Consider the following 526-nt stretch of genomic DNA (forward strand, 5'->3'; position numbering starts at 1 on the left):
CGTCGAGGCGGGCGTGCTCGTCGGCGCCGAGCACGTCGATCGACGACAGCCGCCGGGCGGGGTCGGCGGTGATGGCCATCAGCACGCGGTGCAGCCGGCCGATCAGCGCTTCGATGGTGGCAGTGTCGAACACGTCGGTGCGGAACTCCACGGCCCCGCCGATCCCCTCGGGCTGGCCGTCGGCGGTCCAGCGTTCGGCCAACGACCACGCGAGATCCATGCGCGCGGTGCGCGTGTCGACCGGCAGCGGGGTAACGCGCACGTCGCCGAGGCTCAGCTCGGCGGACTCGGTGTTCTGCCAGGCCAGCATGACCTGCACCAGTGGATGATGCGCCATGCTGCGGGCGGGGTTGAGCCGTTCCACCAGCACCTCGAACGGCACGTCCTGATGCTCGTAGGCGGCCAGGCTGCGCGCGCGTACATGGGCCAATACCTCGGCGATGGTGGGGTCGCCGGCCAGGTCGACGCGCAGCACCAGGGTGTTGACGAAGAAGCCCACGACATCATCGAGGGCCGGGTCGCGCCG

At 70.9% G+C, this 526-nt stretch carries 1 protein-coding gene; it reads right to left on the reverse strand.

Annotated features, from left to right (window positions below):
• Window positions 1–526: condensation domain-containing protein (locus A5775_RS07525; protein ID WP_156660605.1), on the reverse strand; the 526-nt coding region annotated here is incomplete at both ends.

This window comes from Mycobacterium sp. 852002-10029_SCH5224772 (genome assembly GCF_001667315.1).
GTDB lineage: Bacteria > Actinomycetota > Actinomycetes > Mycobacteriales > Mycobacteriaceae > Mycobacterium.